Origin of the sequence: Ruegeria sp. (assembly GCF_965199275.1) — a bacterium.
Taxonomy (GTDB): Bacteria; Pseudomonadota; Alphaproteobacteria; order Rhodobacterales; family Rhodobacteraceae; genus Ruegeria.
On the sequence record NZ_CBDAQX010000015.1, the window covers coordinates 235,440 to 250,496 of the forward strand.

Sequence of the window (15,057 nt, forward strand, 5' to 3'; positions counted from 1 at the left end):
TCGGTACGATACGGCAGATACTGGAACCAGTAAGACAACCTCAAACGTTCCAGGATGTGCTGTAAGCAAAGACGAAACTGCGAACGTCTTGTCGGTATCAGAATCAATTCTCAATACAGGAAAAAGAATTGTAAAATGAATACCATGTTGTGCCGAGTGTAGGCTCAAATGTTTTGTGCCTAAATTCAAAATATTTATTAAAAATACTGATCAATCGACCACCTCATGATCAGTATTGGGCTCCCGTCGTCAAGGCCTAAAAACGGCCACCGCTCACGAATGACGGGAGTCCATCAATCTAATTAATAGATCATCAAAAATATATTGTGACTCAGAAGTTTAGTGTAATGCTCACATCAGCTTCAAGAGACTTGAAGATACAAATGATGAAAATCTATTAAGTTAAGGTTAGCGAGTAGGTATCTTGAGAAATTATCATCGAGTGGTAGAAATGAACGCGAAACATTTCAAATCTCCAAGAAGCCAAAATAAGTTCTTAAAGATATTACCTTGTTCGAGATGTAAAATAGACAACTCGCATATACTAAATAGACAAAAAATATTCTCAAGAAAAGAAATCAAAGCGCTACTTTTGATATTTATCTCTGTTACAGCTTCTTGCACAAGCGGCCAACTAGAAAATCCAAACGAACTAAGCGCTGCTACAACACCAATTCGAAATGCTAATAAAACAAAAATTAGTGATTTAGAAATAAAACTACCTTTCCTCCGTGAAAATACTCTAGTTGAAAAACTAGCATATTCGGCCATTGTCACAAATGATCGTTTATCTCCTAGAATTGATTTAGTTTCGCAACGCAGACTCGAGAGTATTGCAACTGTTAGAAATCGTTGGCCACAAGTTGCCCCAATTGCAAATTATGACAATGAAGGCAAATTAAATGTGGGCGTCGGGGCGACTTATACTATGTACGATTTTGGGCGTTCTAAAGCACAACAGGCACAAGCTGAACGATTGATAGAAATGGCTCAATTAGAATTGTTGGAGGATCGCACCCGTAGTGTGAGTGATGTGCTAAAAAGTTTAATTGATGCCAGTGAATCAAATGAATTATTGTCTCATACATCCGCGTCTGTTCATTATATTTCTGAACTTAGAATATTGGCGGAAAAACGAGTTGTTCTTGGTGTTGTTGATAAATCAGAACAAAACTTGTTCGATTTGAGGCTCGCTGAATTACGTGATCAGGTAAACTCTGATAAATCGGCGTTGCAGTCAGCACTTGGGTCAATCATGTCAAAGACGGAAAAAGAACTAACTTCTAAGTCTGTCCCCACACTTAATGCTATTAGATTGTCATTTAAAGAAAAAGTAAAATATGGTCGATCGCCAGATTTAATCCGTGCACAACTTGAACTTGATATTGCAGAACATCAATTTGAATTAGTGGGAGCGCGCCGTTATCCTACATTGCTTTTGCGAGGTTCGCTATTGTCTGATGGTTACACCGTTTCTCCTAGTGCAACGATCGCACTAGAAACTTCGGATTTTCCTGGATTAGCAGTTCGTCCTGTATTTTTGGCTGCACGTTCCGCCGTATCATCAGCACGATCAAATATCGCGTATATTGAACGGAGTAATCAAATTGAATTGCAGCAGATATCACTGGAACGTGCTCGTCTGGAGACTAGGGTTCAATCGCTAAATGTATTGGTCAATGAAGCTCAGCATGCTGTAGAACTTTTTGAACAACAACAAACAGCAGGAAGAAGGTCATTGACCGATGGCATTACTGTATATCGTACACTGCTCGAGTCATCGCGTGACATCGTTATTGTCCGATCAGAATTATTGCGTCTTCGTTTACAAGAAGCAGTTTTACTCGGGACACTTGTATTTGAGGAGGTCAATCAATGAAAGCGGATTTGCTCTCATCTGTTAAAATGTCGATTGCTAAAGCGATTGGTGTGCAGGCAAGCGTCATTGGCGTCGGACTTGATTATCGTTCACTAATTGAATTCGGCGATAACATCAATGAGATAAGCTGGATGCTGCAGTCGAGCAAACTAAATGCTAAATTAATCCAACTGGGAAAAAATCTTGGTCAAAATTTACCATTGTGTCTCCAGCTCAAGTGCGGGGCCTGGGTAGTTGTCGTTTCTGTAGACGATGACAAGGTAACTTTACACGACCCAGAACATATTGGTGAAGGTCTTTGTTTTCCTCTTTCTGTGCTTCTTGATGAGCACAACGGGCGCGCCATAATATTACGTAAATCACTCGATAGAATTGCTTATGAACAAGATCTATACACTGCAAGTGGACACTGGCTGTGGTCAAGGATTAAATCGAAGTCAATCCATTTTGGCAGTATATTTGCAGCATCTTTGATTGCAAATCTGTTGGCCGCAGTGGTTTCTCTTTTTTCCCTTCAGGTTTACGATAGGGTTATTCCAAATCGTTCTGAGGATACACTGTGGGTGTTGCTGGCTGGTGTTGCGATTGCGATTTTCCTGGAAGCTCTGTTAAGGGTCGCTCGGGCAAGAGTAATGGATCGAGTTGGTCGTAAAATCGATATGGAAGCTTCGATCGATTTGCTGCGCCATGCAATGGCTATGAAGATCACTCCTACCACCCCTAGTGCAAGTAGGTTGGCGCAATTGATGCGTGAATTCGCGACATTGCGCGACTTTGTTACCGAAGCGGCTGTTGGAGCCATTGCTGATATTCCATTTGCGCTGGTTTTTGTTTTGCTTATTTTCTGGATAGCAGGACCAGTAGTAATTATTCCGATTGGCGGTATCTTTTGTATGCTTATTCCGCCTCTTTTATTTAAACGTCGGATGCTAAAAATTGTTGAATCTTCACTCGGAGCTCAAACATCGGCGGGACGTCTTTTTAACGAAGTTTCGTACGGACTGGAAACAGTTAAAGTCACACGTGCAGAAGCATTCTTTGCGGATCAGTGGTCTGACATAAACAATCTGATTTCGGATGCAGCATTACAGCAGCGGTCATTGTCGACTAAGTTAACGCAATGGGCCGCTAGTACTCAGCAGTCAGTATATGCCTTAGTTGTAACAGCGAGTGTTTACCAAGTGTTCCAAGGGAACATGACAATTGGTGCAATAATTGCTACGACACTTATGACTAGTCGCGCGACAGCGCCAATGGCTCGACTAAGTTCAGTACTTATGCGTTGGCATCAGATGAACACAGCAATGCGTGGTTTGGACGTCATTTTTAATAGTCCCTCCGATTTTAATGTCGATAGGAAAATGATCAAACGAGGTGCCCACCCGGGCAGATTGGAATTAAGGGGGGTTGGCTACCGATATTCACAGGAAGCGCATTCGGTGATTAATATTGATAGTTTGCGAATCCAACCCGGGGAACGCATTGCTATTCTTGGGTCCAACGGGTCGGGTAAATCTACGCTGCTGCGTTTGATTTCCGGTCTCTATACGCCCAGTTCGGGAAGCATTAGTCTTGATGACATGGACATAAATCAGATAGATGTACAGAATTTAAGGCATGCTGTTTCGTATCTTCCTCAGGATACGGTTCTTTTTCGAGGTACTTTGCGCGACAACCTCAAACTTGGACGTCAAGATTTGAGCGACGATGATCTTTTTTCTGCTGCCAAAAATGTTGGTATTGATAGCTTCATTAAGGAACATCCCAAAGGCTTGGATATGCAATTGTCTGATGGAGGAACGGGTTTATCTGTTGGCCAAAGGCAATCAGTCGGGTTGGCGCGGATACTACTCCTCAATTCTGGGACAGTGTTGCTCGACGAACCTACTTCGAGTTTAGACAACGCTTTTGAAGTCAAAATGATCCGTCAATTAAAAGTCTGGAGTCACAGAAAAACTTTGATTGTAGCTACTCACCGGATGCGAATAACCTCGATTGTTGATCGAGTGATCGTAATGCGCCGAGGCCAGATTATTTTAGATGGTCCAAGGGATGAGGTCTTAGCCAAGATTTTTAAAGCTCATACCGACGAAAAAAACAATATGCCAGAAGCTAGATTACAACTTGGTAATGCTCGAGTTCGGGCAGCGGATGCCTAGTCGAAGAGGATGTGCCAAACTATGGATATAGGACAATCGTTCGGGGATGAAAGTAGGGAAAAAAAAGACACGGCGATTATTTTGCTAAGTTTGGTCGCTGTTTTAGCATTTGTCGCATGGAGCAGTATAGCTGAAATGGCCCGTGTGGTGCGAGCAGATGGGCGGATAGTAACGGCAACCCGAACACAAATCGTGCAAAATCTTGAAGGAGGAATTATTGAGTCACTGAATGTGGAAGAAGGTGATCATGTAACAGCAAACCAAGAAATGTTAAGACTTGATCCTACACGGTTCGCGGCAAATGTAGACGAGCTTGAACAAAAGATTACCGCATTAGAGATTCGGCGGGTGCGTCTAGAGGCCGAAGCAACTGGGCAAAGAATGCTCTCAATACCTTCTGAGTTGACTAAACGCCGCCCAAAATTGTCAAAAAGTGAGATGCTTGTCTTTTATTCGCACGAACGGTTCCGGAACTTAACCAAAGCACAACTCGATAAAAGTATTGAGCTTCGCAAACAAGAAATTTCATTGATGGAGCCACTGGTGGGAACACGGGCAGTTTCAGAACTTCAACTAATCAATGCTAAACTTGAATTATCAAAGTTAGTGACTGAAAAGGTCCGTTTCGTCTCCAACCAAGAGCGCGAGATAGCAACGGATATTACTGAGATTGTCGCTGAAATCGACATTTTAAGCTCTACACTTAGATCCAAAAGACATCAATTGGATCGAACTCTGATCAAGTCTCCTACCGATGGCGTTGTCAATCAGTTGTTTTTTCCTAACGCAGGCGCTGTCGTTGGCCCGGGCGAACCAATTCTTGAAATTGTTCCAGCAGAAGACAGTTTACTTATTCAGGCGCGCGTAGAACCAAAAAACATTGGATTCGTAACCCTTGGGATGCGTGCGACCCTAAAGGTCACAGCCTATGACTACAGGGTCAATGGAACATTGTCTGGGCATGTTGTACGTATAGGTGCCGACACTGTACCAGACCAATTTGATCCAAGGTTGCCGCACGCTTTCATCGTGTCGATTGAAGTTGACCAGGCCGATAGGGAACGCTGGCTAAACGCAGGTTTAGAATTACGAAATGGCCTGCTCGTAAATGCAGAGCTTCAAGCGAAAAAAACGAGAGTAATTGACTATATTTTGAGACCGGTATTTCGCGCTAAAGCTGCGCTCTCAGAGTTGTAGTGCACATTTTGTACGTTAACAGATTGAGACTGGGTTTCCCATTCGGGAACGCACAGACCACACGGGTGCGGCGCTTGATCGACACTCCTTGTTGCGCTCCAAAAGAGCAGAAATGTCAGATTAAGTCGTGTGTTTTACAATTGATTCAATGGTTATCTGCGAATTCCAATGACGTCCGGCCACTGATTCCAACACATACGGCCGCCTTTGGTCTGCCGCTTAGAGGCGTCATGTGGCGACTACTTTAGCTGTCGTTGTTGGTTGTGTGTCATTGCGTGGTTTTTCGCATCGAATCTCCTTCCAGTTCGAGGTGGTAGGCTTCGTGGACGATGCGGGGTTGTGTCGCAAACTTTGAACTGAGATTGACGAGCCTCAGGTTTCGCAGTCTGTTCTCGTCGAATAGTTTTCGAACAGGTTTTAAGTATGATCTCTCTGAAAGGCTGCCACTTTCCCAAGGATGCAGTTCTTTATGCAGTATATTTCTATTTGCGGTACACAGTTTCGTACCGTGATTTGGAAGAGATCATGGCCGAACGCGGCGTGCAGGTGGATCACGCTACTCTCAATAGGTGGGTTGTTAAGTATTCGTCGATGATCGCCGCGAGAGCGCAATCGAACAAGCGCCCAACGCTGAGTTCCTGGCGCATGGACGAAACCTATCTCCGTGTGCGCGGCAAGTGGATGTATCTTTATCGAGCAGTGGACAAAGCGGGAAACACCCTTGATTTCATGCTGTCTGAGCGACGAAATCGTCCAGCAGCCACCAGGTTCTTTGCCAAAGCAATGTCATCAAACGGGATCCCAAACAAAATCGTCATAGACAAGAGTGGCGCAAATGCAGCCGGCATTCGAGAAGTGAACAGGATCCTGAAGCGGTTCGGTTGCCCAGCCAAAGTACAGACGATCAGGTCCAAATTTTTGAACAACATGATCGAACAGGATCATCGGTTCTTAAAGCGGCGTGTTCGGCACATGCGTGGGTTTAAGTCGTTCGAATCCGCTTCATGCGGGTTTCACTAATTACGGGACACCCCCGTGAGAGATTTCATAGCTGGTCATCGCCTCTGCTGCGGCACTACTCGGAACCGATCTTCAAAAGACCGGGAGGAAGTATGCCGCGGCGCAAGCAAAAGAGGCACATGACGGTGCAAGACATTCGAACGATGCTCAGATTGAAGCATGAGCAGAGGCTTTCGATACGCGAGATTGCGCAACGTTTGAAGCTGAGCAAGACAACGGTTGCAACCTATCTGCACCGTGCGCAGGAAGCGGATCTGAACACCTGGCCTCTTCCTGGGGGTCGCGATGACGATGCCACACTAAAGGCCACCTTGTTCCAGCGTGCCGGACGCCCACCCGACGATGCGACAGAACCGAACTGGGCCTATGTTGCCGCAGAGCTGAAGCGCAAGAGTATGACGCTGTACGTGCTTTGGGAAGAATACCGCGCCGACCATCCCGACGGATACGGGTACGTGGTTTTGCACTCGGTTCAAGGAATTTGATCGCCGGGTGAACCCACGGTTTCGCAATACCCATAAAGCGGGTGCGGTCATGCAGACCGACTATGCCGGGCACACCGTTCCCGTTTTCGACCCGATTTCGGGACAGTCGCAGGCAGCACAGATATTCGTCGCTGTTTTGGGGGCCTCCAACTATACATTTGCTTGCGCATCTCTGACCCAGAGGCCGCCGGACTGGGTTGATGCCCAAACGCGGGCCATGACGTTCTTCGGGGGTGTTTCCAAAGCCATTGTATGCGACAATCTCAAAGCAGCTGTGACAAAGCCGGTTTGGTTTGATCCGACCCTGACCGCAACATTCGAAGCGATGGCGGCGCATTACGATACGACCATTTTACCTACTCGACCGCGCAAGCCTCGGGACAAGGTTAAGGTGGAAGGTGCGGTCCTGATCGTCGAACGCTGGATACTTGCCCGACTACGGAATCAGAAGTTTTTCTCGATTGAAGCGCTGAACGTGGCAATTGCGGAGTTGCTGGAAGATTTGAACAACCGCCCGATGCGGCGGCTCGGACGATCCCGCAAGGACCTGTATGACGCGATTGAACGTCCGGCTCTGCAGCCGCTGCCCGACACCCCGTTTGAATATGCCGAATGGAAGCAGGCCAAGGTTCATCCCGACTATCATATCGAGGTCCTGCGTAATTTCTATTCAGTGCCCTACAAGCTGATCGGCAAACAGGTCGAGGTCCGCTTAACCCTCAGAATAGTTGAGGTATTCCACAAGCACGAGCGCGTTGCTGTGCATCGCCGCCGGTCAGATCGGAACGGACATTCCACGGTCAAGGCGCATATGCCAAAGGCCCATCAGCGCCATGGCACCACAACTCCTGAGACACTCATCAAACGGGCGGCCAAGGTTGGCTACCATACCGCTGTTCTCGTTGAACGCCTGATGCGGGATCGGCCCCATCCCGAGCAAGGCTATCGTTCTGCTATGGGTGTTCTGAGCCTGCAGCGTCGGTTCGGACCCGATCGCCTGGAAGCTGCCTGTGAACGCGCGCTGCACGTCGACACGATCAGCTACAAATCCGTCCAGTCCATTCTCGCCAAGGGTCTCGACAAGGCACCCCCTTCTCGAGCTCCCGCTGGCCCAACACCACACCATGAGAATATCCGTGGTGCGGGCTATTACCACTAATCAGCACCAAAATCGGAGGAAAAAATGCTGACACACCCCACCCTTGATCAGATGACAGCCCTTGGTTTGACAGGCATGGCCCAGACCTGGAAGGATCTGGAAGAACAGGATCAGAACCAAAGCCTGGACCGCAATGAATGGCTCGGCCTTATGCTGGATCGAGAAGCAACCATGCGAGCTGACAAGCGCTTTGCCAATCGGATACGCAACGCTAAGATGCGATTTCCAGACGCCTGCATTGAGGACGCCAAATTCACATCCGACCGCGGCCTCGATCGACGCCAAATTCTCTCCCTTGCACAAGGTGACTGGATCAAAGCCCATGAGCAAATCATTCTGACAGGCCAAACAGGCACAGGCAAAACCTGGCTGGCGTGCGCGTTCGGACATCAGGCGGCCAGACTCGACCATTCCGTATTCTATGTCAGAATACCAAGACTCTTCGAAGACATGGCCATGGCCAGGCTCGATGGCAGGTTTCCGAAACTGGTCGACAAGCTCGCCCGCGTACAGGTGCTGATCCTCGACGACTGGGGGACCCACAGTCTCACCGATCAACAACGCCTCGATCTGCTCGAACTCTTCGAGGAACGCTACCAGCGCCGGTCAACCATCATTACTGCTCAACTCCCCGTATCAGGATGGCATGAGATGATCGGAGAACCAACAATCGCAGACGCCATACTCGACCGTATAATCCACAACGCGTATCGCCTCAATCTAAAAGGCGAAAGCCTGCGCCGTAAAGACAAAACTTGACCTCAAAACCAGAACAGGAAATCATCTCAAAACCAAACTGAAACAGGTGATGGATCAGCCGTGATGAAACTGTCCCGTAATTAGTGAAATCACTGTCCGGTAATTCTCCTGACTTCCGACCTTTTTGTTGATCTGACTGGGTTTTTGGTTTGTTTTCAGGTGTGGTTGCTCAGAGGCGCGTTGTAGTGCCCCATTATTATAAAAAGTATTGACATGGGCCTTCAGATGGCTAACCTCTTCGCCCATGTTCATCCGCACCAAACATGACGCAAAGCTCAACCGCACACGGATCCAGATCGTTGAATCCGTCCGCACCGGCTCCAAGGTACGCCAGAAGATCCTGCGCCATGTGGGTGTGGCCCATAACGACAGCGAGATTGAGGATATCAAGCGTCTGGCGGGCCGCTTGATGGAGCAATTACGCATTGATCGCTCGCCGCAAATGGAACTGTTCACGCCCACGGAATATGCCGATCTGCAGGCGCTGGTGCGCCGCGCTCCGCGGCCGGACAAGCTTGGCGTTGATCTTGCCGAGTGCCGTGAGGAGGCGCGGGTCTCTCTGGGTCTGCGGGATGTCATGGGGACGATGTATGACCAACTGGGTTGGGGGGCCCTTCTGGGGGCGGCGCGTAAAAGTGCCAATCGCATTGTGAAAGAGCTGGTTATGGCGCGGATCGCACAGCCCGAGAGCAAGCGCGCGACCGTGGAGGCGTTGGAGAACCAGGCAGGCATCACGCTCAATCTGGACGTGGTCTATCGGAGCATGGATTACATCAATACGCCGGTGATAGACGGGATTTGCAAAACCTCTCACGCGGCGGCAGAGAAGTTGCTGGGCGGGCCAGTGACCGTGCTGTTCTACGATTGCACGACCCTGGCCTTTGACACCGAGCGCGAGGACCCGGCCGAGGATGCGGACGGGGTCGAGCAGGATCATCTTCTGGCCAAGGGCTTCAGCAAGGATGGCAAGCATCACCGCGCTCAGGTCATGCTGGCGCTGATCGTCACCTCCGATGGGCTGCCTGTGGGCTATGAACTCTTCCCGGGAAACACCTGGGAAGGTCATACGCTGGAAGCTGCGCTGAAGGCGTTGGAGGGACGCTTCGACGTGGCCAGGGTCACGTTCGTGGCCGATGCCGCCATGCTCAGCAAGGACAACCAGCAGATGTTGCAGAACAAGGGTCTGCCCTACATCCTCGGCTATCGCATGAAGTCCGCCCCGGCCGCCGTGAAGGCGAACATTTTGAGCCCGGAGGGACGCCAGCCTTGGGCTGGACACGGTTCTGAAGAGGCAACCGAGAAGGGCTGGTACAAGGTGATCGACCAGGAGGGAGCGCGGGTCATTGTGACCTGGTCACCCACCCGGGCACGCAATGATGCCCACAAGCGCGACAAGGCAATCGAAAAGCTGCACAAGAAGCTCAAGCGCTCTCGCAAACCCGGCAGCTTCAGCAGCCGGGGATATGGCCGCTTCCTGGCCTTCCCCGACAGCGGGGACGTCACGCTGGATGATGCAAAGATCAAGGCAGCGGCACAATGGGACGGGCTGCATGCCATTGTTGTTCATGGTGCGGACGAACTGGAGGCACAGGACGTCATTGCCCGCTATCACCAGTTGTGGGAGATCGAAGCCTGCTTCCGCACCAACAAGCACGATCTGAAAATCCGGCCCATCTATCACTGGTCGCCGCGTCGGGTCCGGGCCCATATCGCCATCTGCTACATGGCCTTCTGCTGCCTGCAGCACCTGCGCAAGCATCTGGACCTGCTCGGACACCCGATGAGCCCGGCTCGTATCCGCAACGAGTTGAACGCATTGCAGCTCTCGATCCTGCGCCACAAAGGCACCCCTGACCGCTACGGCATGCCAAGCCATGCCACGGTCGATGCCAGACGCATCCTCACCTGCGTCGGCCTGACCTGGAACGAAGCCCCTTTCAAGATACCCCCCGGGCGCACCCGAAAAACTGGCCAGACCAAAGCCTGAGCTCCCTCAACACTCCGAAACAATCGCTGGCGAAAAAAGTCCGTGTAGTGCCTTTTGGCAACCAAGGCATAATAATATCAATGACTTATACGAAAAAATGTCGGAAGTCAGGAAACAGGTGATGGATCAGCCGTGATGAAACTGTCCCGTAATTAGTGAAATCACTGTCCGGTAATTCTGAAATACGCACTTCAGCCACATTGGACGGCATCGAGGTCGCCAACATGATCCGGAAGCAGCAATTCCCTAGTGATACGACTTCCGGCTTTCGGGTGTTTGCTGAGATCGCAGGATAACTGTGTCCGGCATATCGCTGGCTTTGGTCGCTCCAAAAGTTTGCGACACTACCGAGCAAACTCTACATCACAACGAGGGAAGTTTCGGGGGGTAGGTCAAGTACGCTACAGGTTTTGGGTCGGGTAGTGTAGCCATTTTTCGATTCAATAAATCTTCGAAATGTCCGCTCAGAGAAATCATACTCGCTGCAGATTGTCGTCAATGGCTTCTCGGTTAGCAACAAATCTCTATAGGCTAATTCCAATCTTTCTTCAGTAATTTTCCGTGGTCTTCCCAATTGTTTTCCTCGTGACCGCGCAGCAGCCAATCCAGCTTTCGTTCGTTCGCTAATCAAATTGCGTTCGAATTCCGCAAGTGCGGCCATCATATGGAAACATAGTTTACCTGTAGAGGAAACAGTATCTATCGCTTCTGTTAATGAACGAAATCCTATGTTTCTATCGAGTAGTGTCATTACTACTTCGACAAGCCCACACAAAGACCTTCCCAAACGATCGAGCCGCCAAACTACAATGATATCACCTCGCTCTGCAGAATTAATTGCGGTTTCTAATCCTGGCCTATTCATTTTTGCACCCGATATTCCGATATCACTATATATATTTTTACACCCACATTCTCGAAGAGCGGCAGTTTGTAAGTCAATATTTTGGTCTTCAGTAGAAACTCGTGCATATCCAATTAGCATACTCAATTCCCCAATTTAGGCTCTCACTTGAAAATTTCAGAACAGACTTTAGGGCTTCATTGGTTCTCCGAAACAGGAATGGCTAACCCCACGCTCCTCCTACTGTCTTATTACCTGTATAGTTTCTTACACAACTCAACTAAATGGAGAAAGGGTTGGGCATTCAACAAAGGGTAACATTTGATTTATGATTCGGTGATGGCCGGTGACCTAGCACCCCGATGCGGTTCTGGACGAGTTGTCTGATCGGACGGCTCAGATCAAGTTCTTCTTCTACTTTGAAGACTGGTTCTCGGGTGCGTGTTGTCTTCGCGGTCTGCATCTGCCCCCGCATGATGTAGCTTCGCGAGGAGAGCCTTCCAAAGGTAGACGACGCACTCAGCTCATCCGGTGGTGCAACACCTGCAGCGGTTGTGTCGCAAACTTTGAACTGAGATTGACGAGCCCTCAGGTTTCGCAGTCTGTTCTCGTCGAATAGTTTTCGAACAGGTTTTAAGTATGATCTCTCTGAAAGGCTGCCACTTTCCCAAGGATGCAGTTCTTTATGCAGTATATTTCTATTTGCGGTACACAGTTTCGTACCGTGATTTGGAAGAGATCATGGCCGAACGCGGCGTGCAGGTGGATCACGCTACTCTCAATAGGTGGGTTGTTAAGTATTCGTCGATGATCGCCGCGAGAGCGCAATCGAACAAGCGCCCAACGCTGAGTTCCTGGCGCATGGACGAAACCTATCTCCGTGTGCGCGGCAAGTGGATGTATCTTTATCGAGCAGTGGACAAAGCGGGAAACACCCTTGATTTCATGCTGTCTGAGCGACGAAATCGTCCAGCAGCCACCAGGTTCTTTGCCAAAGCAATGTCATCAAACGGGATCCCAAACAAAATCGTCATAGACAAGAGTGGCGCAAATGCAGCCGGCATTCGAGAAGTGAACAGGATTGTAGAAAAGCGTGCAATTTTGACCCCCTAAGCGGGGAAATCGGCGTCCAAATTTGACCCCTCCCTATGGTTGTAGACATCCTTTTCATTGAGCAGTCGATGGAGAGGCAAGCGGGATGATTTGCGTGGAAACTATTAGAAAAGTGCGTCGCTTACACCTGATCGAAAAAAAGAGCATCAAGGAAATTTGCCGTTCGCTCAATTTGAGCCGTGCAACGGTTCGAAAGATAATCCGATCGGGAGTGACGGAGTTCAAATATGAGCGCAAATCGCAGCCATACCCGGTGCTCGGGCCTTGGCGCGCGCGTCTGGATGAAACGCTTGAGGAGAACGAGGCGCTTCCGAAGAAACACCGCAAGCGGATGACCAAAATCTGGAAGGAACTCTCCGATGATGGTTTTGGCGGCGGGTATGACAGTGTTCGACGCTACACAAAGAATTGGCGCATTGCGCACGGCCGACAACAGGCGCAGGCGTTCATCCCGCTGATCTTTGATCCTGGGGAGGCGTACCAGTTCGACTGGAGTGTGGAGACGGTTTTGATGGACGGTGCACTCACGACCGTGAAGGTTGCCCATTTCAAACTTTGCCATAGCCGCATGCCATTCTCCATTGCCTATCCGCGCGAGACGCAGGAGATGGTCTTTGATGCCCACGACGAGGCCTTCAAATTCTTTGGTGGAGGCTGCATCAACGGGATCTACGATAACATGACGACCGCCGTCGATGCGATCCTGTCGGGCAAGGAAAGAAAGTTCAACAAGGCATTCTCCCGGATGTGTTCTCATCATCTGGTGAACCCGATCGCCTGTACGCGCGCGGCCGGTTGGGAGAAGGGTCAGGTTGAGAATCTGGTCAAGGAGAGCCGCGCCTATAGTTTTACACCGCGTCTGGAGGTGGCCGACTTCGATGAATTGAATGCCCGGCTGCAAAAAGACGCGATCAAACGCGCAAAAGAACTGCGGCATCCGGAAAACCTGGAGGTGACGGTCTGGGAGGAGTTCCAGCAGGAAAAGCCGCTGCTGACGCATCTGCAGAAGCCCTTCGTCGGGTTCCGTGAAAAGACGGTCGCCGTGAGCCGAACCTGCCTGATCAACTTCGAAAGAAACAAATACAGCGTTGAGGCAAGAGCTGTTGGACGTCAGGTCCAGTTGCAGGTCTACGCCACGCGGATTGTCCTGCGCCAAGACGGTGAGATTGTCGGAGAGCACGAACGGTGCTTCGGCCGAGGAAAAACGATCTTCAACCCTTGGCACTATGTGCCCGTCCTCAAGCGCAAGCCTGGCGCTCTGCGCAATGGAGCACCGTTCCGTGACTGGGACCTACCACCGGCAATGACGCAGATCTGGACCCATCTGCGGGGCACATCCGACGGAGACCGGCAACTTGCCGATATTCTTTTCGCTGCTTACCAGCACGACATTGATGTGGTCGAGGCTGCCTGCGAAGAAGCTCTAAAATCTGGCCTGCGCAAGGCCGATGCGATCCTGAACATTGTCTCTCGGCGCACCAATCCCCCGCCGCCAAAGGCGATTGAGCCGCCTGCCCACCTGCAGCTGAAAATGGCACCGATCGCGGATTGCGCTCGCTATGACAGGCTTGGAGGCTCCCATGCAACTGCGTAAGGAAATTCTCGAACTTGCCCGTCAACTGAAGTTGCCAGGCATCGTCAACTGCTTTGACGAAGTGATGCAGGCCGCAGCCAAAAACAACTGGCGGCCCCAACAGGTCGTGGCCGAACTCCTCACGGCCGAACTGGCCGAAAAGACTGCGCGCTCGATCCGGTATCAGATGGGTGCCGCAAAGTTCCCGGTCTGCAAGTCCTTACCTGAGTTCGACTTCACGGTCAGCCCCGTCAACGAGGAAGTCGTGCGCAATCTTCATGACGGCGATTTTATGGACCAGGCCAGGAATGGCGTGCTGGTCGGTGGAACCGGATCGGGCAAAACGCATCTCGCAACAGCGATCGGGGGCCACGCGGTCAATAACCGCCGGCGGGTCAGGTTCTTCAGCGCTGTGGATCTCGCGAACAAGCTGGAGGCTGAACATCGCGAAGGCAACGCCGGGCGGCTCAGCGAGCAGCTGATCCGCGTCGACCTCGTGATTATAGACGAACTCGGTTATCTGCCGTTCGCAGAGTCTGGTGGACGATTACTCTTCCATCTCATCAGCAAACTGTACGAGCGAACGTCTATTCTGCTAACAACCAACCTCGCATTTGCTGAATGGCCGAGTGTGTTCACAGATGCCAAAATGACCACTGCTCTCCTGGATCGACTGACACACCATTGCGATATCATCGAAACCGGGAACGAAAGCTGGCGAATTAACCACCGCGACTAACCTCGAAATCGGGGAATAAATTCAAAACAGACAGCAGGTCAAACCTTCAGTCGAGCTACGCTCTCTTTTCGGTTTGACCTGCTGTCCACCCCCTCCTGAATCAACCTAAACACGACCCCCTCAACGCCCCTCTTAGCTCCAAG

General features: G+C 50.2%; 9 protein-coding genes and 4 pseudogenes. 11 read left to right on the plus strand and 2 right to left on the minus strand.

The window, feature by feature from the left end:
• The first annotated feature begins 451 nt into the window (after window positions 1–451).
• From ACOERD_RS12380 to istB (ACOERD_RS12405), 6 genes and pseudogenes are all read left to right on the plus strand, one after another.
• Window positions 452–1,879, plus strand: a complete 1,428-nt coding sequence (locus tag ACOERD_RS12380; protein ID WP_419739222.1) for a TolC family protein — start codon at window positions 452–454, stop codon at window positions 1,877–1,879.
• Complete coding sequence (locus ACOERD_RS12385; protein ID WP_419739223.1) at window positions 1,876–4,038, plus strand: ATP-binding cassette domain-containing protein; 2,163 nt, start codon at window positions 1,876–1,878, stop codon at window positions 4,036–4,038. Before ACOERD_RS12380 ends, ACOERD_RS12385 begins: the two co-directional genes overlap by 4 nt.
• 21 nt (window positions 4,039–4,059) lie before the next feature.
• Complete coding sequence (locus ACOERD_RS12390) at window positions 4,060–5,235, plus strand: HlyD family efflux transporter periplasmic adaptor subunit (protein WP_419739224.1); 1,176 nt, start codon at window positions 4,060–4,062, stop codon at window positions 5,233–5,235.
• 423 nt (window positions 5,236–5,658) lie between these two features.
• Window positions 5,659–6,240: pseudogene (locus ACOERD_RS12395) on the plus strand (IS6 family transposase); the annotation flags it as partial.
• A 107-nt stretch (window positions 6,241–6,347) separates the two neighbouring features.
• Window positions 6,348–7,899, plus strand: a pseudogene (istA, locus tag ACOERD_RS12400) (IS21 family transposase).
• A 24-nt stretch (window positions 7,900–7,923) separates the two neighbouring features.
• Window positions 7,924–8,658 carry an IS21-like element helper ATPase IstB gene (istB, locus tag ACOERD_RS12405; protein WP_419739225.1) on the plus strand — a complete coding sequence of 245 codons (735 nt, stop codon included), beginning with the start codon at window positions 7,924–7,926 and terminating at the stop codon, window positions 8,656–8,658.
• Between the two features lie 54 nt (window positions 8,659–8,712).
• On the opposite strand, the gene ACOERD_RS12410 is transcribed toward istB (ACOERD_RS12405), so the two are convergent.
• The gene (locus ACOERD_RS12410; RefSeq protein ID WP_419739226.1) at window positions 8,713–8,910 is read right to left on the minus strand and encodes a hypothetical protein; all 198 of its coding nucleotides are present in this window, start codon (window positions 8,908–8,910) and stop codon (window positions 8,713–8,715) included.
• Between ACOERD_RS12410 and ACOERD_RS12415 the strand changes: the two genes are divergently transcribed.
• A complete protein-coding gene (locus ACOERD_RS12415) occupies window positions 8,903–10,645 on the plus strand; it encodes an IS1634 family transposase (RefSeq protein WP_419737624.1) in 1,743 nt (580 codons plus the stop codon). The genes ACOERD_RS12410 and ACOERD_RS12415 overlap by 8 nt on opposite strands.
• Window positions 10,646–10,836: 191 nt before the next feature.
• Window positions 10,837–10,941, plus strand: a pseudogene (locus tag ACOERD_RS12420) (IS6 family transposase); the annotation flags it as partial.
• Window positions 10,942–11,003: 62 nt separating this feature from the next.
• On the opposite strand, the gene ACOERD_RS12425 reads toward ACOERD_RS12420, so the two are convergent.
• Window positions 11,004–11,630, minus strand: a complete 627-nt coding sequence (locus tag ACOERD_RS12425; protein WP_419739227.1) for a recombinase family protein — start codon at window positions 11,628–11,630, stop codon at window positions 11,004–11,006.
• 498 nt (window positions 11,631–12,128) lie between these two features.
• Between ACOERD_RS12425 and ACOERD_RS12430 the strand changes: the two are divergent.
• From ACOERD_RS12430 to istB (ACOERD_RS12440), 3 genes and pseudogenes are all read left to right on the plus strand, one after another.
• Window positions 12,129–12,578 (plus strand): annotated as a pseudogene (locus ACOERD_RS12430) (IS6 family transposase); the annotation flags it as partial.
• A gap of 109 nt (window positions 12,579–12,687) precedes the next feature.
• The gene (istA, locus tag ACOERD_RS12435; protein ID WP_419737605.1) at window positions 12,688–14,196 is read left to right on the plus strand and encodes an IS21 family transposase; all 1,509 of its coding nucleotides are present in this window, start codon (window positions 12,688–12,690) and stop codon (window positions 14,194–14,196) included.
• On the plus strand, window positions 14,183–14,914 hold the full coding sequence (istB, locus tag ACOERD_RS12440) for an IS21-like element helper ATPase IstB (RefSeq protein ID WP_419737606.1): 732 nt from the start codon (window positions 14,183–14,185) through the stop codon (window positions 14,912–14,914). Before istA (ACOERD_RS12435) ends, istB (ACOERD_RS12440) begins: the two co-directional genes overlap by 14 nt.
• Window positions 14,915–15,057 lie beyond the last annotated feature (143 nt).